General features: G+C 72.1%; 23 protein-coding genes. 11 read left to right on the top strand and 12 right to left on the bottom strand.

The window, feature by feature from the left end; translation table 11 throughout:
- Positions 1-843: 2-oxoacid:ferredoxin oxidoreductase subunit beta (locus ABT041_RS18240; RefSeq protein WP_351185351.1), on the top strand; the 843-nt coding region annotated here is incomplete at its 5' end.
- Positions 844-888: 45 nt separating this feature from the next.
- Here ABT041_RS18240 and ABT041_RS18235 read toward each other — a convergent pair.
- The 4 genes from ABT041_RS18235 to ABT041_RS18220 all read right to left on the bottom strand — a co-directional run bounded on the left by ABT041_RS18235 (position 889) and on the right by ABT041_RS18220 (position 6,602).
- Positions 889-3,069, bottom strand: a complete 2,181-nt coding sequence (locus tag ABT041_RS18235) for a bifunctional serine/threonine-protein kinase/ABC transporter substrate-binding protein (protein WP_351185348.1) — start codon at positions 3,067-3,069, stop codon at positions 889-891.
- A gap of 4 nt (positions 3,070-3,073) precedes the next feature.
- Entirely contained in the window at positions 3,074-5,305 is a 2,232-nt protein-coding gene (locus ABT041_RS18230; RefSeq protein WP_351185345.1) for a bifunctional serine/threonine-protein kinase/ABC transporter substrate-binding protein, read from the bottom strand.
- A complete protein-coding gene (locus tag ABT041_RS18225) occupies positions 5,302-6,093 on the bottom strand; it encodes a hypothetical protein (protein ID WP_351185342.1) in 792 nt (263 codons plus the stop codon). Before ABT041_RS18225 ends, ABT041_RS18230 begins: the two co-directional genes overlap by 4 nt.
- A gap of 128 nt (positions 6,094-6,221) precedes the next feature.
- On the bottom strand, positions 6,222-6,602 hold the full coding sequence (locus tag ABT041_RS18220; RefSeq protein ID WP_351185339.1) for a winged helix-turn-helix transcriptional regulator: 381 nt from the start codon (positions 6,600-6,602) through the stop codon (positions 6,222-6,224).
- Between the two features lie 128 nt (positions 6,603-6,730).
- On the opposite strand from ABT041_RS18220, the gene ABT041_RS18215 reads away from it, so the two are divergent.
- Together ABT041_RS18215 and rarD are read left to right on the top strand one after the other, a co-directional pair.
- Positions 6,731-7,606, top strand: coding sequence for an SDR family oxidoreductase (locus ABT041_RS18215; RefSeq protein ID WP_351185336.1), 876 nt, complete (start codon positions 6,731-6,733; stop codon positions 7,604-7,606).
- A gap of 156 nt (positions 7,607-7,762) precedes the next feature.
- Positions 7,763-8,671, top strand: coding sequence for an EamA family transporter RarD (gene rarD, locus ABT041_RS18210; protein ID WP_502976518.1), 909 nt, complete (start codon positions 7,763-7,765; stop codon positions 8,669-8,671).
- 6 nt (positions 8,672-8,677) lie between these two features.
- Here the strand turns inward: rarD and ABT041_RS18205 are convergent, their stop codons facing one another.
- Positions 8,678-8,998, bottom strand: coding sequence for a DUF6401 family natural product biosynthesis protein (locus ABT041_RS18205; protein ID WP_351185330.1), 321 nt, complete (start codon positions 8,996-8,998; stop codon positions 8,678-8,680).
- Positions 8,999-9,189: 191 nt separating this feature from the next.
- Between ABT041_RS18205 and ABT041_RS18200 the strand changes: the two genes are divergently transcribed.
- On the top strand, positions 9,190-9,831 hold the full coding sequence (locus ABT041_RS18200) for a DUF4291 domain-containing protein (protein WP_351185327.1): 642 nt from the start codon (positions 9,190-9,192) through the stop codon (positions 9,829-9,831).
- Here the strand turns inward: ABT041_RS18200 and ABT041_RS18195 are convergent.
- Positions 9,780-10,427: an NADPH-dependent F420 reductase gene (locus tag ABT041_RS18195; protein ID WP_351185324.1), complete on the bottom strand. Its 648-nt coding sequence runs from the start codon at positions 10,425-10,427 to the stop codon at positions 9,780-9,782. The genes ABT041_RS18200 and ABT041_RS18195 overlap by 52 nt on opposite strands.
- Positions 10,428-10,558: 131 nt before the next feature.
- Positions 10,559-10,945, bottom strand: coding sequence for a hypothetical protein (locus ABT041_RS18190; RefSeq protein ID WP_351185322.1), 387 nt, complete (start codon positions 10,943-10,945; stop codon positions 10,559-10,561).
- 205 nt (positions 10,946-11,150) lie between these two features.
- On the opposite strand from ABT041_RS18190, the gene ABT041_RS18185 reads away from it, so the two are divergent.
- From ABT041_RS18185 to ABT041_RS18170, 4 genes are all read left to right on the top strand, one after another.
- Positions 11,151-11,846 carry a DUF2238 domain-containing protein gene (locus ABT041_RS18185; protein WP_351185319.1) on the top strand — a complete coding sequence of 232 codons (696 nt, stop codon included), beginning with the start codon at positions 11,151-11,153 and terminating at the stop codon, positions 11,844-11,846.
- A gap of 41 nt (positions 11,847-11,887) precedes the next feature.
- On the top strand, positions 11,888-12,226 hold the full coding sequence (locus tag ABT041_RS18180; RefSeq protein ID WP_351185316.1) for a hypothetical protein: 339 nt from the start codon (positions 11,888-11,890) through the stop codon (positions 12,224-12,226).
- A gap of 486 nt (positions 12,227-12,712) precedes the next feature.
- Entirely contained in the window at positions 12,713-12,841 is a 129-nt protein-coding gene (locus tag ABT041_RS18175) for a hypothetical protein (protein WP_351185313.1), read from the top strand.
- Positions 12,842-13,030: 189 nt separating this feature from the next.
- Positions 13,031-14,341: a M28 family peptidase gene (locus ABT041_RS18170; RefSeq protein WP_351185310.1), complete on the top strand. Its 1,311-nt coding sequence runs from the start codon at positions 13,031-13,033 to the stop codon at positions 14,339-14,341.
- 66 nt (positions 14,342-14,407) lie between these two features.
- Here the strand turns inward: ABT041_RS18170 and ABT041_RS18165 are convergent, their stop codons facing one another.
- Positions 14,408-15,616 (bottom strand): LolA family protein, encoded by a 1,209-nt coding sequence (locus tag ABT041_RS18165; protein ID WP_351185307.1) that lies wholly within the window; start codon positions 15,614-15,616, stop codon positions 14,408-14,410.
- Between the two features lie 132 nt (positions 15,617-15,748).
- The gene (locus ABT041_RS18160; protein ID WP_351185304.1) at positions 15,749-16,759 is read right to left on the bottom strand and encodes a polyprenyl synthetase family protein; all 1,011 of its coding nucleotides are present in this window, start codon (positions 16,757-16,759) and stop codon (positions 15,749-15,751) included.
- Positions 16,760-16,997: 238 nt separating this feature from the next.
- Between ABT041_RS18160 and ABT041_RS18155 the strand changes: the two genes are divergently transcribed.
- Positions 16,998-18,995, top strand: coding sequence for a CocE/NonD family hydrolase (locus ABT041_RS18155; protein WP_351185301.1), 1,998 nt, complete (start codon positions 16,998-17,000; stop codon positions 18,993-18,995).
- A 32-nt stretch (positions 18,996-19,027) separates the two neighbouring features.
- Here the strand turns inward: ABT041_RS18155 and ABT041_RS18150 are convergent, their stop codons facing one another.
- Positions 19,028-20,356 (bottom strand): LPXTG cell wall anchor domain-containing protein, encoded by a 1,329-nt coding sequence (locus ABT041_RS18150; protein ID WP_351185298.1) that lies wholly within the window; start codon positions 20,354-20,356, stop codon positions 19,028-19,030.
- Positions 20,357-20,650: 294 nt separating this feature from the next.
- Here ABT041_RS18150 and fahA point away from each other — a divergent pair, with 294 nt between their 5' ends.
- Positions 20,651-21,877, top strand: a complete 1,227-nt coding sequence (gene fahA / locus ABT041_RS18145; RefSeq protein ID WP_351185295.1) for a fumarylacetoacetase — start codon at positions 20,651-20,653, stop codon at positions 21,875-21,877.
- A gap of 137 nt (positions 21,878-22,014) precedes the next feature.
- Positions 22,015-22,731: a DUF6445 family protein gene (locus ABT041_RS18140; protein WP_351185292.1), complete on the top strand. Its 717-nt coding sequence runs from the start codon at positions 22,015-22,017 to the stop codon at positions 22,729-22,731.
- Between the two features lie 68 nt (positions 22,732-22,799).
- On the opposite strand, the gene nuoN is transcribed toward ABT041_RS18140, so the two are convergent.
- On the bottom strand, positions 22,800-24,449 hold the full coding sequence (gene nuoN / locus ABT041_RS18135) for an NADH-quinone oxidoreductase subunit NuoN (RefSeq protein ID WP_351185289.1): 1,650 nt from the start codon (positions 24,447-24,449) through the stop codon (positions 22,800-22,802).
- Entirely contained in the window at positions 24,446-26,044 is a 1,599-nt protein-coding gene (locus tag ABT041_RS18130; RefSeq protein WP_351185286.1) for an NADH-quinone oxidoreductase subunit M, read from the bottom strand. The genes nuoN and ABT041_RS18130 overlap by 4 nt, the downstream gene beginning before the upstream one ends.

Genomic DNA, 26,044 nt, shown 5'->3' with positions numbered 1-26,044 from the left:
TACATGAACACCTACGGGATGCACTCCATCCACGGCCGCGCCCCGGCCATCGCGACCGGTCTGGCCACCTCACGCCGCGACCTGTCGGTGTGGGTCGTCACCGGCGACGGCGACGCGCTGTCCATCGGCGGAAACCACCTCATCCACGCCCTGCGCCGGAACGTGAACCTCAAGATCCTGCTCTTCAACAACAGGATCTACGGCCTCACCAAGGGCCAGTACTCCCCCACCTCCGAGCTCGGCAAGATCACCAAGTCGACCCCGATGGGCTCGCTCGACGCACCGTTCAACCCGGTGTCCCTCGCGCTCGGCGCCGAGGCGAGCTTCGTGGCCCGCACGGTCGACTCCGACCGCAAGCACCTCACCGAGGTGCTCCGCCAGGCCTCCGAGCACAACGGCACGGCCCTGGTGGAGATCTACCAGAACTGCAACATCTTCAACGACGGCGCCTTCGAGGTCCTCAAGGACAACGAGCAGGCCAAGGAGGCCGTCATCCGCCTCGAACACGGGCAGCCGATCCGCTTCGGCGCCGAGAACGAGAAGGGCGTCGTCCGCGACCCGGCCACCGGCGACCTCCAGGTCGTCACGGTCACCCCGGAGAACGAGGCGCGGATCCTGGTCCACGACGCCCACGCGGCGACCCCGACGACGGCGTTCGCCCTCTCCCGCCTGGCCGACCCGGACACCCTGCACCAGACGCCGATCGGCGTCTTCCGCTCCGTGGACCGTCCGGTGTACGACACGCTGATGGCGGACCAGCTGGAGACGGCGGTGGAGCGGTACGGGAAGGGCGACCTGGGGCAGCTCCTGACCGGTAACGACACCTGGACGGTCGTCGGTTAGCACCTGCGCCCGAGGGCCCGGTCCGCACCGCGGGCCGGGCCCTCGTCAGTCCTCCTTCGCGGCGGTCGCGAACGGGCCCCGGTAGGTGGGGACCCCGCCCCGCACCTGCCAGAGGAAGACCGCGTTCAGCATCGCGTCCTTGCTGTTCCTCAGGTCGGGCCGGTACGCCTTCGCGATCCCCTGGTAAGGGGCCTGCTGCAGAGCGTTCGCGACCGCGATGGCCACGTCCTCCGCCTTGTTCGCGAGCGCCGTGCGCAGCGCCTGCGCGAGCCAGTGGACGACGTCGTACGCCTCCGTCGCGTACCGCTCGACGGAGGCCGTCGCGGGCAGCTTCCAGCGTGCGCGGTACGCGGCGGCGAACTGCTTCCCGGCCGGCATGCGGTCGGGGTCGACGTAGCTGGTGCCGAAGTACCAGCCCTCTGCCGCCGGGCCCGCCAGGCTCAGGAACTCGGGCTGGAGCACCTGCTCCCCGGTGCCGCGCGGGCCCTTGAAGCCCTGCCGGACCAGGGCCCTGGCGCACAGCGCGGCCCGCCGGGGCGACGTCCCCGCGTAGTACAGGCTGTCGGGGCCGGTCGCGAGGGCCTGCCGCACGGCGGACTCGAAGTCCTCGCTGTCCGCCTCCACCGGATGGACGGTGGAGACACCGCCGGTATGGCCCGAAGGGGGGTTGTCCTTCATCATTCTGGCGGCGAACCAGCTCGCCCGTCCGCCCGCCCGGTCCTCGATGACGGCGGTCCTGCGGCGGTCGTGCTCGTCCAGCCACCGGGCGAAGGCCACGACCATCGTGTCGGGCGAGGCCCTGGCCTCGAAGTAGGCCAGGTCATTGCCCTGTCCGGCGAGGTCCGATGCCGGAGCCGAGGCGACCACCGTCACCAACGGGACCTTCTGGTCGAAGAGTTCGTCGTGGGCGGCGATGTCGGTCCCGGTGACCGTCGGGCCGAGCACGGCGACCAGGCTCCCGACGCCGGCCAGGGTACGGGCGGCCGCCTTGGCGCGCTTCGGGTCTCCCCCGTCGTCGAGGACCTTCAGGGCCAGCTCGAAGGTGCGGTCGGCGCGGGCGTTGAGCGTCTCGACGGCGAGCCGCGCCCCGCGCTCCTGCGCCCGCCCGTCGGCCTTCGTGGCCCCGCTCAGATCGGTGACGACGCCGATCGTGTACGTGGCGAGCCGGGCGCCCGTGCTGCCGCCGCTGCCCGCGCCTCCGGAGGGCGTACGGCTCAACAGGTAGGCGGTCAGGCCTCCGGCGCCCGCGACGGCCGCCGCCGAGCCGCCGATCAGGAACCGGCGACGCGAAGGGCCCCGCGCCGGCTCGTCGTCCACGAGCATCGTGGGCTCCGGCACCGGCAGGTCGAGGACCCGGGAGGACCGCTGGGCGATCAGGGCGGGCAGGCCGTCCGGCAGCCAGTCCCCCGCCGGGCCGTCCGCCGACCCCAGGGCCTCGCGGACCTCGGCGGCCGAAGGCCGGTCGTCCGGGTCCTTCGCGAGACAGGCCCTGACCAGGGGCAGGAGCGTGTCCGGGACCTCGTCGAGCGCGGGCTCCTCGTGGACCGTGCGGTAGACGACGGCGGCGACCGCGCCCGTACCGAAGGGGCGTTCACCGGTGAGCGCGTACGCGAGGACGCAGCCGAGCGAGAAGACGTCGGCCGCCGGTCCGACCTCCCCCGAGCCGGCCACTCGGGCCTGTTCGGGGGCGAGGTAGCCGGGGGTGCCGATCATCGCGTCGGTGGCCGTGAGCGCGGTCGCTCCGGCGGTCCTGGCGATGCCGAAGTCGATGAGCCGGGGCCCGTCGAGGGCGAGGAGGACGTTGCCGGGCTTGACGTCCCGGTGGACGAGCCCCGCCTCGTGCATGTCGGCGAGGGCGTCGGCGAGCCGGGCGCCCAGGGCCCGTACGGTCGGCTCGGGCAGGGCGCCGTGCAGGCCCACGGCCTCGGCCAGCGAGGGTCCGGGCACGTACTCGGTCGCCAGCCACGGCTCGCGGGCCTCCGGGTCGGCGCCGAGGACGCGGACGACCCAGCGGCCCGTGATCCGTTCGGCGGCCCGCGCCTCACGGCGGAACCGTTCCCGGAAGCCGGGGTCGGTGGCGTGCTCGGCGCGGATCAGCTTGAGCGCGGCGAGCGCGCCACCGGCGGAACGGGCGAGGTAGACCACGCCCATGCCGCCGGCACCGAGCCGGCCGAGGAGCCGGTAGCCGGCGATGGCCGACGGATCGGCCTTGCGAAGCGGCTGCACGGGCTCAGGCCTTCTTCTTGTTCTTCGCGGGCTTGTTCGGCACCAGCGGTGCGGCGCCCACGGGCTTGTACGCGCCGTTCTGCACCGCGTAGACGTACGTGCCGCCGGGGCTCAGCTCCCCCGTCTCGTTGAACATCAAGGACCCCGTGGCGCCGGTGTACTTCTGCTTGCGCAGCGCGGCCCACAGCCCCTTGCGGGCGGGCTTGCGACCGGCCTTCGCGTCGGTCACCAGCTGCCCGATCGTCATCATGACGACGTCGTACGACTCGCCCGCGTAGTACGCGGGGGCCGTGCCGTACCGCTTGCGGTGCGCGGCACTGAAGGCTGCGGCCGACTTCAGCGTGGCGGGGTCGGCGACGGGCGCGCACACGAACCAGCCCTCGGCGTCCGCCCCGCCCTGCTGGAGGAAGTCCGGACCGAAGACGGCCTGGCCGGTGAACCTCGGTCCGGTGAAGCGGAGTTCGTTGAGGGCGCGGGCCGCGAGGACGGCGGTCTCGGTGATGCCGCAGTGGACGTAGGCGTCGATGCCGGCGTCGATCATCTCGCCGAGGACCCGGCGGTAGTCGCGCGCGGTGGCCCGGGCCGGGACGACCCGGTAGTGCGGGGTGATCCCGGCCTGTCCGTAGCCGAAGCGCACACCGCCGGTGACCTGCCAGCTGTACGCGTCCTCGGTGCGGTCCTCCAGGACGCCGGGGCGGGTGACCTTCGGCAGCAGCGTGGTGGCGTAGGCGAGGTGGGAGCCGGCGAAGATGTGGCTGGGGATGGCCCGCAGGATCGTCTGGTTCAGCGGGTCCCCGTCGGGTCGCAGGGTGAGCAGGTGGTGTCCGGCCGAGACCGTGATCAGCGGGAGTCCGGCCGCCTCGAAGGCGATGCGGACGGCCAGGCCGACGGCGTCGGTGGTGGCGCCGAGGACGGCGACGACCCCCGGGTCGGTGATCAGGCTCTTGGCGCGTTCCGCGGCCCGGGCCGCGTCGCCCCGGTCGTCGACCACCTTCAGTTCGAGCGTGAAGGGCTTGTCCTTGCGGGCGTTGAACTGCTCGACGGCCAGCCGTGCGCCGCGTTCCTGGGCCTGCCCGATCACCTTGGCGGGGCCGGAGAGGTCGGCGAGGACGCCGATCGTCCAGCTGGTGCGGGGCGGCGGGGTCTTCTTGCCGTCGCCCCGGGTGTCCCGGTCGTCCCCGAGCGCCGCCCAGACGGCGCCGCCGCCGCCCAGCGCGAGTACGGCGCCGCCGGCGGCGAGCAGGAAGCCGCGCCGGCTCTTCGGGGGCGGGGCGGGGGCCGTGCCCGGCTCGGTGGTGTCGATCTCGGGGAGGGCGAGCATCCGGGCGGAGCGTTCGGCGATGGTCCGGACGACGGGGGCGGGCAGCCATTCGGCGCCGTCACGCGGGGTGTCCTCGACGAGCTGTACACCGACCTCGGCCGCCGTGGGCCGGGCGGTCGGGTCCTTGGCGAGGCAGGCCCGGACGAGGTCGAGCAGCCCTTCGGGTACGCCGGTGAGGTCGGGCTCGTCGTGGACGGTGCGGTACATGAGGGCGTCCACGGCGCCGGTGCCGAAGGGCGGGCGGCCGGTCGCCGCGTACGCGAGGAGGCAGCCGAGGGCGAAGACGTCGGCGGGCGGGCCGATCGCGTCGGTGCGGGCCTCGGCCTGCTCGGGGGCGAGGAAGCCGGGGGTGCCGACGACCATGTCGGTGGCGGTGAGGGCGGTCTCGCCGGTGGCGCGGGCGATGCCGAAGTCGATGAGGCGGGGCCCGTCGACGGCGAGGAGGACGTTGCCGGGCTTGACGTCCCGGTGGACGAGCCCGGCCGCGTGCACGGCGGCGAGGGCGCGGGCGACGGACCAGCCGAGGAGGCGGACGGACCGCTCGGGCAGCGGACCGTGCGCGGCGACGGCCTCGCCGAGGGAGGGTCCCGCGACGAAGGCGGTGGCCATCCACGGTTCGGGGGCGTCCGGGTCGGCGCCGGTGACGGGCACGGCCCAGGGGCTGGAGACCCGGCGGGCGGCCTCGACCTCGCGGCGGAAGCGGGCCCGGAAGTCGGGCTGGTCGGCCTGGTCGGCGTGGGTGACCTTGACGGCGGCGAGTTCACCGGCGGCGGTGCGGCCGAGGTAGACGACGCCCATGCCGCCGGCGCCGAGCCGGCCGAGGAGCCGGTAGCCGGCGATCGTCGAGGGGTCGGAAGGAAGGAGGGGCTGGAGGTCGCCGGGCTGGGGTCCCGGCTGCGGGGCAGCGGTGCTCACGACTGGACCTCCAACTGCTCCTGGACGCGATGCAGCATGGTGACGAGGGCGTTGGCCTGGGGCTGGACCGTGCCCGTGGTCGTGGCCGTGGCCGTCTCGCTGTAGCCGGCGGCGCCCTTGACCACGACGGCGACGGTGACCTGGCCGATCCGGGACTGGGTCCAGCCGTACTGCTGCTTCCCCTTCATGTCGTCGCGCTCGTAGAAGCCGCGTTCGCCGAGGGAGTCCTCGGCGGTGTACATGCCGTCCCTGCCGAACGAGTTGCCGATCGAGATGAGCCCGGAGATGCGCTCGCCGGCGCGCAGCCGCTGGTCGGGGCAGCGCAGCGCCTCTTCGAGGGTGGACGCCATCTCCCAGTCGGCGTCGGTCGCGGTGCGGTGCACGGTGACGGTGGAGGCGACCCGAAGGTTGCCCTTGCCGCCGGCGGCCGGGATCTCGCTGTAGGCGGTGAGGCTGTAGAGCACCGTCGAGGGACGGCTGCCGGTCTCCCAGGAGCAGGTCTCGTCGAGCACGGGCCAGTAGTCCGGGTCGCTGAGGTACGGGGTGCGCTTGACGAACTCGGGGCCCCAGGCGTCGGGTCCCGCGACGACGGCGAGGGCGAGGCGCCGGGCCTCGGCCTCGGTCTTCGGCGCGCGCTTCGGGTCGGGGGTGAAGTCGAAGGCGGTCGGCGTGGGGGTCGCGGTCGGGGCCTTGGTCGGGGCCGCCGTCGCGCTCGTATCCCCCTTGCCGTCGGGTTTCCTCCCGTCGTCGCCGGTACTGCACCCGGTCGCGATCAGCCCGCCCACCATCACGGCACAGCAGGCACGCAGCAGTCTTCGGTCCCCGTACGCCACAGCTCCCCCACGGTCTTCACGGATTCCCCCGATCGGTGAGCAGATCGTACGGCCCCGTGGATCAACTCGCCCGGGCTACAACGTCATTGGGACGCCGCACGCATGGTGTCGTAACGCTCGCGCGCCGCCTCGACCGCGCCCACCTGCTGCTCTGTCCAGCGGGCGAGCTCCCAGACCTGGCGGGCGGCACCCTCGCCGAGGGGGGTGAGGCTGTAGTCGACGCGGGGCGGGATGACGGGCTTGGCGTCGCGGTGGACGAAGCCGTCGCGCTCCAGGGTCTGGAGGGTCTGGGCGAGCATCTTCTCGCTGACGCCGCCGATCTCGCGGCGCAGTTCGCTGAAGCGGTGCGAGCGCTCCAGGAGGGCCGCGAGGACGAGGACGCCCCAGCGGCTGGTGACGTGCTCCAGGACGAGACGCGAGGGGCACATCGGCTGGTTCACGTTCGGCGGCTTGCTTACTCCCATACCAGTACCTTACTCCAAAGTGGGTACTTACGAATGGTTAGCGCCCGTCGTACGGTGAGTGCATCAGGCGGTGAGCCCATCGGGTGAGCCCATCGCCCCACCGCACCCCACGGGAAGAAGGAAGCACCATGAGCATCGTCGTCACCGGAGCCACCGGACAGCTCGGCCGTCTCGTCGTCGACGCCCTCCTCTCCGGCGAGTCCGCCGTCCCCGCCTCGTCCGTCGTCGCCGTCGTCCGCGACAAGGCGAAGGCCGCCGACCTCGCCGAGCGCGGCGTCGAACTGCGGGTCGCCGACTACAGCCGCCCGGAGACCCTGGCGGAGGCCTTCGAGGCGGGCGACCGGGTGCTCCTCGTCTCGGGCAGCGAGGTCGGGCAGCGGGTCCCCCAGCACCGCGCCGTGATCGACGCGGCCAAGGCGGCGGGCGTGGCCCAGCTCGCGTACACCGGCATCCTCGGCGGCCCGGAGGCCGACTTCACGCTCGCCGACGAGCACAAGGCGACCGAGGAGCTGATCCTCGCCTCCGGCCTGCCGTACACCTTCCTGCGCAACGGCTGGTACTCCGAGAACTACACCGCGAACCTCGCCCCGGTCCTGGCCCACGGCGCCGTCGTCGCCAGCGCCGGCGAGGGCCGGATCGCCTCGGCCCCCCGCGCCGACTACGCCGCCGCCGCGGCCGCCGTCCTGACCGGCCCGGCCGAGGAGCACCTGAACAAGACCTACGAGCTGAGCGGCGACACCGCCTGGTCCTTCGCCGAGTACGCGGCCGAGGTCGGCGCCCAGACCGGCCGGGAGATCACGTACAGCGACGTCCCCGCCGCGACCCACCTGGAGATCCTCACCGGCGCCGGGCTCCCGGGACCCTTCGCCGAGATCCTCGTCGACGTCGACCGGGCCGTCGCGCTCGGCGCGCTCGCCCTGCGCACCGGCGACCTGGCCCGGCTGATCGGCCGCCCGACCACCCCGATCGCCGAGTCGATCAAGGAGGCGCTCGCCGCCTCGTGACCCTGTCATGACCGTATGGCGATACGGGCATGACAACCCGTCCCGTGCGGCGCTACCTTCGACAGGACAGGCGCGGCGTACAGGGCGGGAGGTCCGGTGAAGACGGAGAAGAACGAGGGACGAGCGGGACTGCTCTACGGGATCGGCGCCTACGGCATGTGGGGACTGGTCCCGCTCTTCTGGCCCCTCCTCAAGCCCGCCGGCGCGATCGAGATCCTCGCCCACCGGATGGTGTGGTCCCTGGCCTTCGTCGGCATCGCGCTGCTCGCGCTGCGCCGCTGGGGCTGGATACCGGAGCTCGCGCGCAGCCCGCGCAAGCTCGGCCTGATCACCCTCGCCGCCGCCGTCATCACCGTGAACTGGGGCCTCTACATCTGGTCCGTGAACACGGGCCACGTCGTCGAGGCCTCCCTCGGCTACTTCATCAACCCGCTCGTCACCATCGCCCTCGGCGTCCTCGTCCTGAAGGAGCGGCTGCGCCCCGCGCAGTGGGCGGCGGTCGGCATCGGCCTCTCGGCCGTGCTCGTCCTGGCCATCGGCTACGGGCGGCCGCCGTGGATCTCGCTCACCCTCGCCTTCTCCTTCGCCCTCTACGGCCTGGTGAAGAAGAAGGTCAACATCGGCGGCCTGGAGTCGCTCGCCGCCGAGACCGCCGTGCAGTTCCTGCCCGCCCTCGGCTATCTCGTCTGGCTCGGGTCGCAGGGCAGCCTGGCCTTCGGCCACCACGGGGCCGGCCACACGGCGCTGCTCGCCGCCACCGGCATCGTCACGGCCGCGCCGCTGGTCTGCTTCGGGGCGGCGGCGATCCGCGTGCCCCTGTCGACGCTGGGCCTTCTGCAGTACCTCGCGCCGACCTTCCAGTTCCTGCTCGGGGTCGTCTACTTCCACGAGGAGATGCCGGCGGAGCGCTGGGCCGGCTTCTCCCTCGTCTGGCTGGCCCTGACGGTCCTCACCTGGGACGCGCTGCGGACGGCCCGGAAGAGCCGCGCGGAGATGGAGGCGGCGGCCGTCGCGTCCCGTACGGAGACCGCTCCCGCGGCCCCCGTGGCCCCCTCCGCCCCCTGACGGACGTCACGCGTCCAGCAGGTCGTGCTCCCGGACCAGCCAGCAGACCGCCGTGAGGTGCAGGGTCGCGAAGTCGTGGCCGACGGGCTCGGTCCACTCGGCCTCGGAGAGCCGGTCGGTGAACCCGAGGACGTAGTCGGCGAGCTCCTCCCGGCGGAGGGTCCGCTTCTCCGGCCCGCGCGGCGGGGCCGGGACCAGGGCGTCGCACACGGCCGCCGCGTGCTGGTCGACGGCGGCGACGAGCGCCGGCTCGAAGGAGAACTCCGAGAGCCGGGGCATGTACGCGGCGACCACGTCGGTCAGCGGGCAGCCGGGCGAATCGTTCATCTCTCAAGATTAGGGGCGTACCGGGGCGTAAGGACCGTGACGTTGCTCGCAGCGCCGGGGTGGCGGCCGCGGCGGCCGGAACCGCCAGAGGCGCTCCCCGGGGCCGTCCCCGGAAAATCCGGGGCCCTCCCTGGGCGGGTCCCCGGAAATCCGGTGGCCCTGCGGGGGCCGCTCCCCGCACCCTGAGGCGCATGGAAGAACCGAAGTACCGGATCCGCGCGCTCCACACCGAGCGCACGGTCACCGTCTACCAGGCGTACCGGCCCGCGATCGGGCTGCCCGCCGCACGCGACGGCCGTTTCCCCGACGTGTGGAAGCGGGACCGGATGACGTGGATCAAGCCGTCGTTCCTGTGGATGATGTACCGCTGCGGCTGGGGGACGAAGGAGGGCCAGGAGACCGTCCTCGCCGTGGAGATCAGCCGCGAGGGCTTCGAGTGGGCCCTGCGGAACGCCTGCCTCTCGCACTACAAGCGCGGTTTCCACCCGGACCAGGCGTCCTGGAAGCGGGAGCTGCGGCAGGCGCCGGCCCGGGTCCAGTGGGACCCGGAGCGCGATCTGCGGCTGCAGCCCCTCCCGTACCGCTCGCTCCAGCTCGGTCTCTCGGGCGAGGCGTCCCGCCGGTACGCGGACGAGTGGACGGTCTCGATCACGGACGTGACCGCGCTGGCGCGGGAGGTCCACGGCCTGGTGCGGGCCGGCGACCTGGAGGCGGCCGCCGGGCTCCTGCCGCGCGAGGAGCCCTACCCGGAGCCGGAGGGCCTCCTCGACCACCTGCGGGCTCAGGCCCCCGCGATGCCGAAGTTGAAGTCCCCCGTCCCGAGCATCCCGTAGAGCCGCAGCCACATCGGCAGGAGCTGCTCGGCGGCGCGGGCGCTCGTCAGGTCGCCGAGGTCGATGATCCGGTCGGCGGCCCAGCCGAAGGAGGCGAGCAGCTCCGCGACCACGGCCTTCGCGTCCGCGTCGTCGCCGCTCACGAAGACGTTGTGGTGACCGGGGACCCGGCCGGGCTCGACCATGACGGTGTTCGTCATGGTGTTGAGCGTCTTGACGACGCGCGCCTCGGGGAAGGCCTCCTGGAGCTGCTCGGCGACGCTCCTGCCGTCGGGCAGGCCGACCTTGGGCGGGAAGCCCTCCGAGAAGTCCAGCGCGTTGGACACGTCGATCAGGACCTTGCCGCGCAGGTTCCCGGCGCCCGCGGCCTGGAGGACGGCGAGGGAGACGTGCCCACCGGTCGCGTTGACGACGAGCTCGGCGGAGCCGGTCGCGTCGGCGAAGGTCCCGTGCGTCCCGCCGTGCTCCCCGGCCCACTTGGCGGCGTCGGCGTTGTCCGCGGTACGGGACCCCATGGCCACCTCGTGCCCGAGGGAGACCAGCTTCGTGGCGAGCCTGCGCCCGACCTCGCCCGTTCCCAGTACGGCGATCTTCATGTGCGTGCGCTCCTTCGGAGGGGGACGACTGCCAGGGAGGCCGACCCTATGCGCCCGGCACCTCGCGCGCTCGCACAAATCCGAATGCCGCACCGTGCCCCCGCCCAGGACGGGGCACGGTCGCGGGGGGCCTACGCGCAGATGGAGAGGAGCCACGCCCAGCGCCGGCGCTCGGTCACGACGGTCGCGGCGGCCAGTACGGTCACGGGCACGGCCGCCCAGGCGGGCCAGGCGTACCAGGAGGCGATCACGGCGGCGGCCAGCTGGAGCAGTACCAGCAGGATCGTGACCCGCCCCGGCACCGGGACGATCACCTGCGCCTTGTCCCCCGGGGTGGAGAAGAGGGTCGGAAGACCGATCAGGACCACCACGGAAAGGACGGCGAGCAGCCACGAGTAACCGGCCAGGGCCCAGGGCGTGGCCACCCACGCGACGAGCTCCGTGGCGAACCGCAGGGCGGACGCGGTGCGGTCGTCGGGTCGTCCTGAGCCCGTTGCTCCGGCGGCGGTGTCGGTCACGTGCGGACGATGTCACGGCGGGCGACGAGAGGGAAGGGGACGGACCTCCTGGTCGTTCCGGTGGGTCCATGAAGTCCTGGGATCCGTCGGCCGCGAGACCGGCCCCCAACCTGGTACTCAGGTACGGCGGTTGAGTACGCGCGCTCATGCCAGGACGTCACGGTGGACCGAGGATCAGGGCACACCCCGAAACGAGGAGCCGGCGATGTCCGCCATCCACTCGACCAGCCCGTCGACCACCGCGCGGCCGGCCACAGGCCGCCGGCTGCCGGCCGTTCTCGCTCTCGCCGTCACCACGGCGCTCGTGGCGTCGGCGTTCGGCGCCAAGGACCCGACCACCTGGCTGCTGGAAACGGTGTGGGTGATGCTGGGCCTGCCGCTGGTCGTCCTGCTGCGCAGACGATTCCCGTTGAGCACCATGCTGTGCGGACTCCTCGCCACGCACAGTCTGGTCCTCATCGTGGGCGGGCACTACACCTACGCCGAGGTACCGGCCGGCGACTGGGTGCGCGACTGGCTCAGCCTGGAGCGCAACCCCTATGACCGCTTCGGCCACCTCATGCAGGGCTTCGTGCCGGCCATACTCGTACGCGAACTCCTCGTCCGGACCTCACCGCTGCGCGACAACCGCTGGCTGGCCCCGCTCACCATCTGCGCCTGCCTCGCCTTCAGCGCCGTCTTCGAGATGCTGGAGTGGCTGGCTGCCGTCACCGGTGGCCACGCCGCCGACGCGTTCCTGGGTACGCAGGGCGACGTGTGGGACACCCAGTGGGACATGTTCTGCGCCCTCATCGGTGCCATCTGCTCCCTGCTCCTCCTCACCCCTGTGCACAACCGCAGCCTCGCTCGCCTGGCGCCTGCGGCACCGCGCGTCCCAGGCGCCACTCCACCGGCCCGATAAACGGGATGCCGCGGCTCCTCCCGACCGCCAGAATCCCCCGGGTGAACGCCTCACCCCCGCCTCCGGAACCGCCGCTCCTTCGCGAGGTGTACCCCGAACTCGTCGCCGAGCTCGTCCGTCTCCTCGAAGAGGAGGGCGAACGCGACCTGTCCCTCGTCATGCGGGACGTGCGGCTGTACGGGGAATGCGGCTGCTCCGACGACTTCTGCCAGAGCGTCTCGACCGCGGACCGCGAGCCGGGCACCCCGTACGGCGAGGGCCACCGCTGCCTGCCGCTGCTCCCCGACACGGGGATGCTCAACGTCGACGTGGTCCACGGCCGGATCGTGTACGTCGAGATCCTCGACCGCCCGCCCCTGATCCGCCGCGACGCCCGCTAGGAGCGACCACCCCGCCATGGCGACCTTCGTCCACCTCACCCCCGGCGCCAACGCGGCCCGCGTCCGCCGGTCCGGCCTCCGTGCCGCCGGGCACGGCGAGGGGCGCGGCGTGTTCCTCTTCCCCGTCCTCCCCTCGTACACCCTCACCCACCAGTGGCTGCGCGAACTGTCCCGCCGCCCGGGGCCGCGCCCGTTGTGGGCAGGCGTTCCTCCCCCAGACTTCGTCCGGGAGGTGCCCCCAGGGCGGAACGGGTGGGCACAACGGACGGCGCCCTTGCCGGCGCCAGAGGCTTACGCGCCCTGACCCGCACCACGTGTGCGCCGCCGCTCGGGGTGCGGGTCCAGGCGCGGAACGCGGAGGCGCCGCTGGAGGGCGCCGTCCCGTGTGCCCACCCGTCCCGCCCTGCGGGCCGATTGCCCACACGGGCAGCGGGGCACCGCCCGGCCCCGGCGCGGGCCCCACACGGACGCGGGCCCGCAGGGGGCGTGGGCGCCGCCCAGCCGGGCGCGGGCAGGCGGGCTCCGGGCCCCGGAGTGGACGCCCTGCTGCGGGAGTTGGGGCGCGACGCCGATCCGCGCGTGCGGGAGGCGGTGGAGGACGCCCTCGTCCGGTGAGCGAACGCTCCTGACCGGTTTCCGCTCTTGACGCGGAGTCAAACTCTCACTGAACATTCAGCACGCACGACCGAACGACCGCACAACTGAACAGTCGCGCATCCGCACAGCTCCAGCGCCTCGTGGCACCCACGCCCGGGGCGTCTCGCACGTTCCGTCCCATCCCCGTTCGGAATCCGGAGCCCCCACATGAACCTCTCCGTGCCCAGACGCGTCACCGCGGTCGCCGCCCTCGCGGCGCTCGCCCTCGCCGGGCTCACCGGCACCAGCGCCTCCGCCGACCCGGCCGCGGCCGTCGCCGCGCCCGACATCCCGCTCGCCAACGTCAAGCAGCACTTGGCGGACCTGCAGTCGATCGCCACCGCCAACGGCGGCAACCGCGCCCACGGCCGTACCGGCTACAAGGCCTCGATCGACTTCGTGAAGGCGAAGCTGGACGCCGCCGGCTACACCACCACGCTCCAGCAGTTCAGCTACAACGGCGCCACCGGCTACAACCTGATAGCCGACTGGCCGGGCGGCGACCCGAACCAGGTGCTCATGTCCGGCTCGCACCTGGACTCGGTCACCTCGGGTCCCGGCATCAACGACAACGGCTCCGGGTCCGCCGCGATCCTGGAGACCGCGCTCGCCGTCTCCCGCGCCCAGCTCCAGCCCACGAAGCACCTGCGCTTCGGCTGGTGGGGCGCCGAGGAGCTCGGGCTCGTCGGCTCGAAGTACTACGTCAACAACCTGCCCAGCACCGAGCGTTCGAAGATCAGCGGCTATCTGAACTTCGACATGATCGGCTCGCCGAACCCGGGCTACTTCGTCTACGACGACGACCCGACGATCGAGCAGACCTTCAAGGACTACTACGCCGGGCTCGGCATCCCCACCGAGATCGAGACCGAGGGCGACGGCCGCTCCGACCACGCCCCCTTCAAGAACGTGGGCATCCCGGTCGGCGGGCTCTTCTCCGGCGCCGACTACACCAAGACCTCGGCGCAGGCGCAGAAGTGGGGCGGCACGGCCGGCCAGGCCTTCGACCGCTGCTACCACTCGTCCTGCGACACCTCGGCGAACATCAACGACACGGCTCTCGACCGGAACTCGGACGCCATCGCGTACGCGATCTGGAACCTGTCGTCCGGGACGACGACCCCGCCGACCGGCACGGTCTTCGAGAACACCGCGGACGTCTCCATCCCGGACAACGGCGCGGCGGTGACCTCCACCGTGAACGTCACGGGCATCACGGGGAACGCGCCGAGCACCCTCAAGGTCGGCGTGGACATCGTCCACACCTACATCGGTGACCTCGTCGTCGACCTCGTCGCCCCCGACGGCTCGGTCTACAACCTGTCCAACCGGGCCGGCGGCAGCGCCGACAACATCAACACCACCTACACCGTGAACGCCTCCTCGGAGGTCGCCAACGGCGCCTGGAAGCTCCGCGTCCAGGACAAGGCCTCGATCGACACGGGTTACATCAGCGGCTTCAAGCTGACCTTCCCGTAAGGCCGAAAAGCTCCCGGGCGGGTCGGTGACATCGCCCCCGACCCGCCCGGGGTCCCAACTCCCGTGCTACTTGCCGGCGTTCGCCGCGTCCACCAGCGCGTCCTTCGTCACCGCGCCGACGTAGACCTTGCCGTCGTCGGTGAGGAGCGCGTTCACCAGCTTCGTCTTGAAGACGGTGCCCGAGCCGAACTTCCCGGAGACCTTGTCGCCGAAGGAGTCCAGGAAGCCCTGGACCTCCTTGGGCGCCTCGCCGGTCTTGGGCGCCGGCGCCCCCGAGTCGATGCGCGCGATCGTCGTCCAGCCCTCGCCGATGACGTTCATGTCGCCGCCCTCGCCGCCCTCGTCGCCGAAGCCGCCGAGGCCGCCCAGGCCGGGGAAGTCCTTACCGAAGTCCTCGAAGCCCTCCGGCAGACCGCCGGGCACCTTCTCCGGGGCCTCGTCGCCCTTCTCCGCCCCGCCCTCGGTCACCTTCGCGCCCTTCGGCGGGGTGAAGGTGAACTCCGAGGCGGCCGGCTTGCCGAAGTCGACCTTCGTGAAGCCCGCGTCGACGACCGGCTTGCCGCCCTCGACCGAGGAGAGGGTGAACTTCAGCGGGGTGCCGTTCGCCGCGTCCACCGCGATCTTCACCGACTCGACCATGGAACCGGCCTGCTTCGGCTTGATCACCAGCTGGTACGCGTCCCGGCCGGCCACCTTCGCCGTGCCGTCGACCGTGATCGACGTCGTGTCGCCCGCGGCCTTCAGGACCTCGTCGGCGAGCTCCTTGGGCGTGCCGGGGAGCTTCTCGTCCTTCTCCGGCGCGCCGGACGAGGCGCCCTTCTCGTGGAAGGCCTCGTTCGACCGGCTGTCGTAGGCCCAGACGTCGTCGCCGTTGTGGACGAGGCTGTACTCGTCGGAGCCGTCGAGCAGGGTGAGCTTCTGGCGCTCGGGGCCGTCCGCCGCCACCCGCAGGGTGTGGCTGCCCGAGAAGAGCTCGGTGAGCTTCTCGGAGGGGTCGGCCGAGGCGGAGCCGCCGTCGCCGCCGTCCAGGCCCCCGAGGCCGGACGCCAGGCCGTCGAGGGCCGGCAGACCCAGGTCGGTGGAGATCTTGAAGGTGCCGGACAGGGTCTGGGTGTCCGAGGCGGCGATCTTCTCGATGAGCTGCTGGGCCGTGATCTCCGGCAGGTCCGGGTCGCCGGACGCCGCCAGCGCCGGGACGAGCCCGATGGTCGCCGCGGCCACTCCGGCCACCGCCACCGGGACGATGAACCGGCTCGCCTTACGGGTCTCTGCCATGGTCTCCGCTACCTCCGTACCGTGCTGCCCCTGTGGATGATGACTCCATCTCACCAAGGCGGCGGCGGGAAATCGTCAGACCCCGGGATCAACCTCACGTACTGCTTCGGGATGACCCGACCCTGAGAAGGGCTAGCCCGCGCGGTGGACCACGGCGTCGCACATCTCCGCGAGCGCGGCCTTCGCGTAGCCGTCGGGCAGCGGTGCGAGCATCGAGCGGGCCTCCTCGGCGTACCGCACGGTGTCGCGGCGGGCCTGCTCCAGGGCGGGGTGGGCGCGCAGCCGGCGCAGGGCCTCGGCGTGCCGCTCGTCGTCGCTGAGGTCGCCGTCGATGAGGGCGACGAGCTCCAGGTCCTCCGGGCGTCCGTGGGCGGCCGCGGCGGCGCGCAGATGGAGGACGGGGAGGGTGGGGATGCCCTCGCGGAGGTCGGTGCCGGGGGTCTTGCCGGACTCGTGGGAGTCGGAGGCGATGTCGAGGACGTCGTCGGCGAGCTGGAAGGCGACGCCGAGCCGCTCGCCGTACTGGGTGAGGATGTCGACGACGCTCTCGTCGGCGCCGGACATCATGGCGCCGAAGCGGCAGGAGACGGCGACGAGGGAGCCGGTCTTGCCGCCGAGGACGTCGAGGTAGTGCTCGACGGGGTCGCGGCCGTCCATGGGGCCGGCGGTCTCCAGGATCTGACCGGTGACGAGCCGTTCGAACGCCTCGGACTGGATGCGTACGGCCTCGGGACCGAGGTCCGCGAGCGTGTGCGAGGCGCGGGCGAAGAGGAAGTCACCCGTGAGGACGGCGATCGAGTTGCCCCAGCGGGTGTTGGCGCTGTCGACGCCGCGCCGGACGTCGGCCTCGTCCATGACGTCGTCGTGGTAGAGCGTGGCCAGGTGGGTGAGCTCGACGACCACGGCGGAGGGCACGACGCCCGGCGCGTAGGGGTCGCCGAACTGGGCGGCGAGCATCACGAGCAGGGGGCGGAACCGCTTCCCCCCGGCCAGGACGAGGTGCTGCGCGGCCTCCGTGATGAAGGGGACATCGCTCTTGGTGGCGTCCAGGAGGCCCGCCTCCACAGCCGCCAAACCGGTCTGGACATCGGCCTCAAGAGCCTGGTCCCGCACGCTAAGACCGAACGGCCCGACGACGGTCACGAGGGGGTCTCCTGTCTGCTGACGTCTACTGACGATCACATGGCTTCGGTGCGGTCACACGGATTGTCGATGTGTCGCTCGATTCACTCAAGCCAGCGTATCCGGTCACCTTTCGATCACCGTGGGCGCCTTCCCGTCACCCCCGGTATGTTCGTGATCAGCCGATACGACCAGGATTATGCATTTTGTCTCGAACAGTCGCCGTCGACTGGGAGGCGCAGGAGCCGCAGGAGCCGCAATGAAGATCCGCACCGACTTCCCGTACGAGACCCGCCACGAGGACATCCGCATCCCGCTGCCGGACGGCACCCGTCTGTACGCGCGCGTGTGGCGCCCGCTCACCGACGAACCCGTACCGGCCCTCCTGGAGTACCTCCCGTACCGCCTCACCGACTGGACCGCACCCCGCGACTGGCAGCGCCACCCCTGGTACGCGGGCCACGGCTACGCCTCCGTACGCGTCGACGTCCGCGGCCACGGCAACAGCGAGGGCCTCCCCGGCGACGAGTACGACCCCGTCGAGCTCGCCGACGGCGTCGCCGTCGTGAACTGGCTCGCCGAGCAGCCCTGGTGCACCGGCAAGGTCGGCGTGTTCGGCATCTCCTGGGGCGGCTGCAACTCGCTCCAGATCGCCGCCCTCGCCCCCGAACCCCTCAAGGCCGTCGTCACCGTCTGCTCCACCGACGACCGCTACGACAACGACGTGCACTACATGGGCGGCTCCGTCCTCGGCGTCGACATGCACGCCTGGGCCGCCACCATGCTCGCCTTCGTCGCCCGCCCCCCGGACCCCCAGTACGCGGGCGAGGAGTGGCGCGAGCTGTGGCTGAGGCGCCTGGAGGCCGTCGAGCCGCTCATCCACACCTGGCTCGCCCACCAGACCCGCGACGACTACTGGCGGCACGGCAGCGTCTGCGAGGACTACGGGGCCATCCGCGCCGCCGTCCTCGCCGTCGGCGGCTGGCACGACCCGTACCGCGACACCGTCCTGCGGCTCGCCCGGCACCTCCCCCAGGACCGGGTGCGCGGCATCATCGGCCCCTGGTCCCACCAGTACCCCGACCGCGGCCTGCCGCCAGGACCCGCGATCGGCTTCCTCCAGGAGACCCTGCGCTGGTGGGACCACCACCTCAGGGGCGCCGACAACGACGTGATGGCCGAGCCGCTGCTGCGCTCCTGGATCAGCGACTCGCACCCGCCGGCCACCGTCTACGAGGAGCTCCCGGGCCGCTGGGTCGCCGACCCCTCCTGGCCCTCCCCGCACGTCACCCCCGTCACGTACGGCTTCCAGGGCGCGCCGGTCGTCGTCGACTCGCCGCAGCAGACCGGCATCGACGCGGGCCGCTTCTTCCCCTTCGGCAACGACGCCGACCTGCCGCCCGACCAGCGCGACGAGGACGCCCACTCGGCCTGCTTCGACTTCCCCGTCCCCGAGGACGGCGGCCCCATCCAGATCCTGGGCCGGCCCTCCGTGAGCCTCCACCTGCGGACGCCCGCACCCACCGGGCAGGTGATCGCCCGGCTCTGCGACATCGCCCCGGACGGCTCCTCCACCCTCGTGACCCGGGGCGCCCTGAACTTCTCCGCCCGCTACGGCCGCGACCGGGCCGTGGAGGCCCAGATCGGCGAGTGGGAGAGCTTCGTCTTCGAACTGAACGGCATCGGGCACACCTTCCCGCCCGGCCACCGGGTCCGGCTCGCGGTCTCCTCCACGTACTGGCCGTGGATCTGGCCCCAGCCCGACGCCGCCGGCTTCACCCTCGACCCGGCCGGCTCGTCCCTCACCCTCCCGGTCCGCGCGCACACCGAGGACGCCGTCGAATGGGAGGAGCCCGAGCAGTCCGCGCCGCTCGGCGTCGCCTACCCGGTCACCCTGGAGGAGCCGCGCCCCGAGCGGGTGGTGGTCAGGGACGTGGCGAAGGGCGAGTGGCGGCTGGAGGTCGACCCCAAGTACGGGGGCACGCGCGTGTACCCGGACGGCCTGGAGTACACCGAGGACGCCGTGGAGGCCTACACGATCGAGGAGAGCGGCCCGCTGTCCGCCCGGACCCGGTCCGAATGGACGATCCGGCTGCACCGGCCCGAACTGGCCTGGGACGTCACCATCGACACCCGCTCCGAGATCTCCTGCGACGCGGACACCTTCCGCACCGAGAACGAGGTGGTGTGCAGGGAGGGCGGCGAGGTCGTCTTCCACCGCACCTGGGAGAAGCGGATCCCCCGCACGGCGGGCTGACAGCGCGCGCGTACGGGGGATCTCAGGCCTGGTTACGCGTTCGCGCCGGCCTTGCGGCGGCGGGCGACGACCAGCGCGCCGGCGCCCAGGGCGACCGCGCCGGCGGCGGCGAGGCCGAGCGGCAGGGTGTTGTTCGCACCGGTGGCGGCGAGGGAGCCGTTCACGGGCGTGTGGGAGGAACCGCCCTGCTGGGTGGTGTTCGTGTTGCCACCGGTGGTGGCGCTCGGCGCCGGGGTCGGCGTCGTCTCCGAGGGCTTCGGCTGCGGCTTGTCGCCCTTGGCGGCCAGGATGCTGAAGGTCACGTCGGCGTAGTCCTCGCCGATGCCGCAGGAGCCGTCGTTGTTCTCGTACTCGCCGAAGCCGAAGATCTCGCCCTTGCCGGCGGCGGCCTTGGCGTCGACCGTGAGGCGCAGCTTCACGTCGTACGTGGCGCCCTTGGCGAGCTTGCCGACCTCGATGGTGTCGTACTTCTCGGTGATCGACGTCCACTCCAGGACGTCGGGGGAGGACCACTCGAGGGGCAGGACGAACTTCTCGAAGTCCGTGTCCTCGTCGATCTCGTCGCCGTCCGCGGGGAGCCGCACGGCGTTCGCGAAGGCGTTGACGAGGTCCAGGGTGCGGTCGGACGTGTTGGTGACGCGCAGCGAGAAGATGGCGGGCTCACCGGCGGTGACCGTCTTCGGACCGCTCAGCGCGACCTTCAGGTCGGAGCCCTCGGTGCACTCCTCCCCGATCTCCTCGTAGAAGGCGAGCTCCTCCTTGGCCTCGTCGAGCTTCTCCTTGGCGGCCTTCTCGACCTTCTGGGCGAGGCCGAGCACCTTGAACGCCGCGACGTTGGCGTCGGCCAGGGCCTTGGAGGCCTCCTTGGCCTTCGTGTCGGCGGCGGTCTTCGCGGCGGCGGCCTCGTCGGCGGCCGTCTTCGCCGCGGTGACGGCAGCGGCGGCGGCCGTCTTCTGCTCCTCGGTGGCGTCGACGGGCAGGTCCTTCACGGCCTGCTCCGCCTTGGCGAGCGCCTCGTCGGCGGCGGTCTTGGCGACCGCGGCCGCGTCGGCGGCCTTCTTCGCCGCGTCGGCGGCGGCCTTCAGGGGGTGGTCGGCCTTCTCGAGAGCCTCGATGTCGGCCCTGGCCTTGGCGACGTCGGCGACGGCCTCGTCGTACGCCTTCTGCGCCTCGGCGACGGCGGCCTTCAGCTCCTCCAGCGAGGGCATGTCGTCCTCGGGGTCGTCCTCGTGCGTCGCGGGCTTCTGCGACGGGGCGGACGACGGCTTGGTGTCGGCGAACGCCGGCGCGGCCGAGAGGAACACGACCGGGGTGGTCACGGCGGCGGCCACGGCGGTCGCCAGAATGCGGCGGATCTTCACGTTGCGGACCTTTTCCTGGTCAGAGAGAAAGACTGCGAAGAATGGTGGTGGGCGCGCGCCCGCGGCTACCTCACGCGGCGCGACACCAGCATGATCGTAGGCCCGGAGGGGTTCCCGCGGGAGTCCTCTTTCCGCAGCTCGCAGGGGCGTTCGACGCCCGCTCACCACACAAACCGCATGAATGCGCGCAGTTGCCCACGGAGGCCGCAGTTTCTGTGTGATCCATGTCATCAGCGCCCGGCGGCCCGCCCCGTAACGTGTCCCCCACACACGTGGAAAGCGAGGCACGCACCGATGTCCGAGCACAGCCCGCTCGACTTGGCCGAGGGCGACCCCTTCGGCCCGCACAACCTTCCGTACGGCGTCTTCTCCACCGCCGACGAGCCCGGGCGGCGCCGGCTCGGCGTCCGGATCGGCGGGTACGTCCTGGACGCGGGTGCCGCGGCGCACGCGCTCGGCTCGCCGTACGCGGCGCTGCTCGCGCAGCCCAGCCTCAACCCGCTGCTCGCGGCCGGGCGGACCGCCTGGCGCGACGTCCGCCGGGCGCTGACGGCCTGGGTGACGGTGCCCGCGCACCGGGCGGACATCGAGCCGCTGCTCCACCCGCTGGACGCGGTGACGCTGCACCTGCCGTACGAGGTCGCGGACTACGTCGACTTCTACGCGAGCGAGCACCACGCGACGAACGTGGGGAAGATCTTCCGCCCGGACGGCGACCCGCTCACCCCCAACTGGAAGCACCTGCCGATCGGTTACCACGGTCGCGCGGGCACGGTCGTGGTCTCCGGCACCGACGTCGTACGCCCCTCCGGGCAGCGCAAGGCCCCCTCGGACCCGGCTCCGGTCTTCGGCCCGTCGGTCAAGCTGGACATCGAGGCGGAGGTCGGCTTCCTCGTCGGCACCCCGTCCGAGCTCGGGAAGCCGGTGCCGCTGGCCGACTTCCGGGAGCACGTCTTCGGCCTGACGCTGCTCAACGACTGGTCGGCGCGGGACGTGCAGGCCTGGGAGTACGTGCCGCTGGGCCCGTTCCTCGGCAAGTCGTTCCAGACCTCGGTCTCGGCGTGGGTGACGCCCCTGGAGGCCCTGGACGCGGCCCGGACGGCTCCGCCGGCGCGCGACTTCCCGCTGCTTCCGTACCTGGACGACGCGGCGGAGGAGGAGCCTGGCGGCTTCGACGTGCGGATCTCGGTGGAGATCAACGGTGAGGTGGTGGCCGAGCCGCCGTTCTCCTCGATGTACTGGACGGCGGCCCAGCAGCTCGCCCACATGACGGTGAACGGCGCCTCGCTCCGTACGGGTGACCTGTACGGCTCCGGCACGGTCTCCGGGCCCGAGGCGAACCAGCGCGGCTCGCTCCTGGAGCTCACCTGGAACGGCCGTGACGCCATCGAACTGCCGGGCGGCAAGCGGACGTTCCTGGAGGACGGCGACGAGGTCGTGCTCACGGCCTGGGCGCCGGGCACGGACGGCACCCGGGTGGCCCTCGGCGAGGTCCGGGGCCGGATCGTCCCCTCCGCCTGATCCGTACCGACGAGGTCGAGGGCGTCCCCGGGCGGGGGCGCCCTTTCCTTTCCATGGGCGAGCGCACACCATCTCTTGTCGGAGCCTTGGGCAGGGCTTTGGAGCCCCCGCGCCAGGACCGAACTAGCGTTCCCGGCATGTCCATCAACCCCCCACATCCCCCCATCCGTCCCCCTCTCCGTCCCCCCGCCCGACCCGCCGGACTGCCGGTCCTGCCGTACCGGAAGCCGACGCGGGGCCGCGACTACTGGGTCCTGGACGACGTGCTGCCGAACGTCGACGCCGTCCGCGCCCGCTGCCTCGCGAAGGAGGACTGGGTCCAGGGCGCCCCGGTGAACCCCGAGCCCTGGCCGGGCCAGCGGGCCATGCCGGGCCTGGAGCCGGACGAACTCGCCCGTGTGGAGCGGCTGGTGCGCAAGGCCACCGGCGCCCCGCGGATCTGGGCCGTGGACCCGGACCGCGCCGGCACCTTCAACCACAACTGCGTCCAGGCCGTCGGCGAGGACGAGTGCGAGCCCCGCCCGCACACGGACTCCCGCAGCCTCTGCCGCTACGCCGCCGTGCTCTACCTCAGCCCGGACACCCCCAAGGACTGCGGCACCAGCTTCTACCGCCAGAACCTCCCGGGCGGCCGGCTCGGCGGCAACCAGGTCCTGGCCCCGCACGACAACCTGGTCGACGCCCTGGGCACCCGCTTCGTCCCCCCGGACTCCTTCACCGAGGACGTCCGCGTCCCCCACCGCTACAACCGGCTGCTGCTCTACTCCGCGAACCTGATGCACAGCGCGACCGGCTACTGGGGCACCACCCTGGACGACAAGCGGATGACCGCCGTCTTCTTCTGGATGGCCTGACCGCACGCCGCGTACGCCGAAGGGCCCGGCTCGCCCCCGAGCCGGGCCCTTCGCACGTACCGCCCGGTCTACCGGACGAACACGCTCGCCTGGTTCGCCAGGTCCAGGAAGTACTGCGGGGCGAGACCGAGGACCAGGGTGACCGCGACGCCCGCCGTGATCGTGATGCTCGTCAGGGCCGAGGGCACGGCGACCGTGGGGCCGTCCGCCTTCGGCTCGCTGAAGAACATGAGCACGATGACCCGGATGTAGAAGAACGCGGCGATCGCCGAGGAGATCACACCGACCACGACGAGCGCTCCCGCGCCGCCGTCCGCCGCCGCCTTGAAGACCGCGAACTTCCCGGAGAAGCCGGAGGTCAGCGGAATGCCGGCGAAGGCGAGCAGGAAGACCGCGAAGACCGCCGCGACGAGCGGCGAACGGCGGCCGAGCCCGGCCCACTTGGACAGGTGGGTGGCCTCGCCGCCCGCGTCCCTGACCAGGGTGACGACGGCGAAGGCGCCGATCGTCACGAAGGAGTACGCGCCCAGGTAGAAGAGGACGGACGAGATGCCGCTCGGGGTCGCCGCGATGACACCCGCGAGCAGGAAGCCCGCGTGCGCGATCGACGAGTACGCCAGGAGCCGCTTGATGTCGGTCTGGGTGATGGCGACGATCGCACCGCCCAGCATGGTGACGATGGCGACGCCCCACATGACCGGCCGCCAGTCCCAGGTGAGACCGGGCAGCACCACGTACAGCAGGCGCAGCAGCGCGCCGAAGGCGGCGACCTTGGTGGCGGCGGCCATGAAGCCGGTGACCGGCGTCGGGGCGCCCTGGTAGACGTCCGGGGTCCACATGTGGAACGGGACGGCGCCGACCTTGAAGAGGAGCCCCATGAGGACCATCGCGAAGCCGATGAGCAGCAGCGCGTCGTTGCCCATGGTGTCGGCGAGCGCCGGGTCGACGGAGCCGATCGAGCCGTCGACGACGCGGGCGATGGTGGCGTACGAGACGGAGCCCGCGTAGCCGTAGAGCAGGGCGATCCCGAAGAGCAGGAAGGCCGAGGAGAAGGCGCCGAGCAGGAAGTACTTGACGGCCGCCTCCTGCGACATCAGTCGCTTGCGGCGGGCGACGGCGCAGAGCAGGTACAGCGGGAGGGAGAAGACCTCCAGGGCGACGAAGAGCGTCAGGAGGTCGTTGGCCGCCGGGAAGACCAGCATCCCGGAGACCGCGAACAGCGCGAGCGGGAACACCTCGGTGGTGGTGAACCCGGCCTTGACGGCCGCCCTCTCGTGCTCGCTGCCGGGGACGGCCGCGGCCTCGGCGGCGAAGGAGTCGACCTTGTGGCCGTGGTCGGCCGGGTCGAGCCTGCGCTCGGCGAAGGTGAAGACCGCCACGACGGAGGCGAGGAGAATGGTGCCCTGGAGGAAGAGGGCGGGTCCGTCGACGGCGATGGCGCCCATGGCCGCGATGTGGGCCTTGGTGGAGCCGTAGCCGCCCGCCGCCAGGCCGACGACGGCGGCGAAGGCGGCGGCGAGCGCGGCGACGGAGAGGAACACCTGGCTGTGGTAGCGGGCCTTGCGGGGCACGAAGGCCTCGACGAGGACGCTGACGACCGCGGCGCCGAGCACGATCAGCACGGGCGAGAGCTGTGTGTACTCGATGTGGGGCGCCGGGATCTTGTCCAGCGGCTCGGCCGCTGTCGTCCACAAGCTGTGGACAGCCATGGAACTCACTTGGCCGCCTCCACGTTCTGAATCTGGGGCTGGGGGTCCTTCTGCTGGACGTCGGACATGGTGTGCTGCACGGCCGGGTTGACGACGTCCGTCAGCGGCTTCGGGAAGACGCCGAGGAAGATCAGGACGGCGATCAGCGGGACGACCACGGCCAGCTCGCGCGCCCGCAGGTCGGGCAGCGCCCGCACCTCCTCCTTCACCGGCCCGGTCATCGTCCGCTGGTACAGGACGAGGGTGTAGAGCGCGGCGAGGACGATGCCGGTGGTGGCGATGATGCCGGCCACCGGGTAGCGCTCGAAGGCGCCGACCAGGACGAGGAACTCGCTGACGAACGGGGCGAGTCCGGGCAGCGACAGGGTCGCGAGGCCGCCGATCAGGAACGTGCCGGCGAGCACCGGGGCGACCTTCTGCACACCGCCGTAGTCGGCGATGAGCCGCGAGCCGCGCCGGGAGATCAGGAACCCGGCGACGAGCATCAGCGCGGCGGTCGAGATGCCGTGGTTGACCATGTAGAGCGTGGCACCCGACTGGCCCTGGCTGGTCATCGCGAAGATGCCCAGGATGATGAAGCCGAAGTGCGAGATCGACGCGTAGGCGACCAGGCGCTTGATGTCCCGCTGGCCGACCGCGAGCAGCGCGCCGTAGACGATGCTGATGAGCGCGAGGACGACGATCGCGGGGGTGGCCCACTTGCTCGCCTCGGGGAAGAGGCCGAGGCAGAAGCGGAGCATCGCGAAGGTGCCGACCTTGTCGACGACGGCGGTGATGAGGACGGCGACCGGAGCGGTGGCCTCCCCCATCGCGTTCGGCAGCCAGGTGTGCAGCGGCCAGAGCGGCGCCTTCACCGCGAAGGCGAAGAAGAAGCCGAGGAACAGCCACCGCTCGGTGCTGCTCGCCATCTGCAGGGAGCCGTCGGCCCGGGCGGCGGCGATCTCGGTGAGCGAGAAGTTGCCCGCGACCACGTAGAGCCCGATGACGGCGGCCAGCATGATCAGGCCGCCGACGAGGTTGTAGAGCAGGAACTTGACGGCCGCGTAGGAGCGCTGGGCCGCCGCGTTCTCGTCGGAGCCCGTGTGGGCGCGGTCGCCGAAGCCCCCGATGAGGAAGTACATCGGGATGAGCATGGCTTCGAACAGGATGTAGAAGAGGAAGACGTCGGTGGCCTCGAAGGAGAGGATCACCATCGCCTCGACCATGAGGATCAGGGCGAAGAAGCCCTGCGTCGGCCGCCACCTCTTCGAGGAGGTCTCCAGGGGGTCGGCGTCGTGCCAGCCGGCCAGGACGATGAACGGGATCAGCAGCGCGGTGAGCCCGATGAGCGCCACCCCGATGCCGTCGACGCCCAGTTCGTACCGGACGCCGAAGTCCCTGATCCAGGAGTACGACTCGACGAGCTGGTAGCGGTCGCCGCCGGGCTCGAACCGTGCCCAGACAATTGCGGCGAGCACGAGCGTCACGAGCGAGACGAGCAGCGCGAACCACTTGGCGGCGGTGCGGCGGGCGGCGGGCACGGCCGCGGTGAGCACGGCGCCCACCGCGGGCACCGCCGCCGTCGCCGTCAGGAGCGGGAAACCCGCGTTGACCACTGGGGACAT

The sequence above is a fragment of the Streptomyces sp. NPDC002825 genome (assembly GCF_040295385.1).
Lineage (GTDB): Bacteria > Actinomycetota > Actinomycetes > Streptomycetales > Streptomycetaceae > Streptomyces.
The sequence above is the reverse complement of the archived record's forward strand: the minus strand, read 5'-3'. Positions and strand labels throughout refer to the sequence as shown.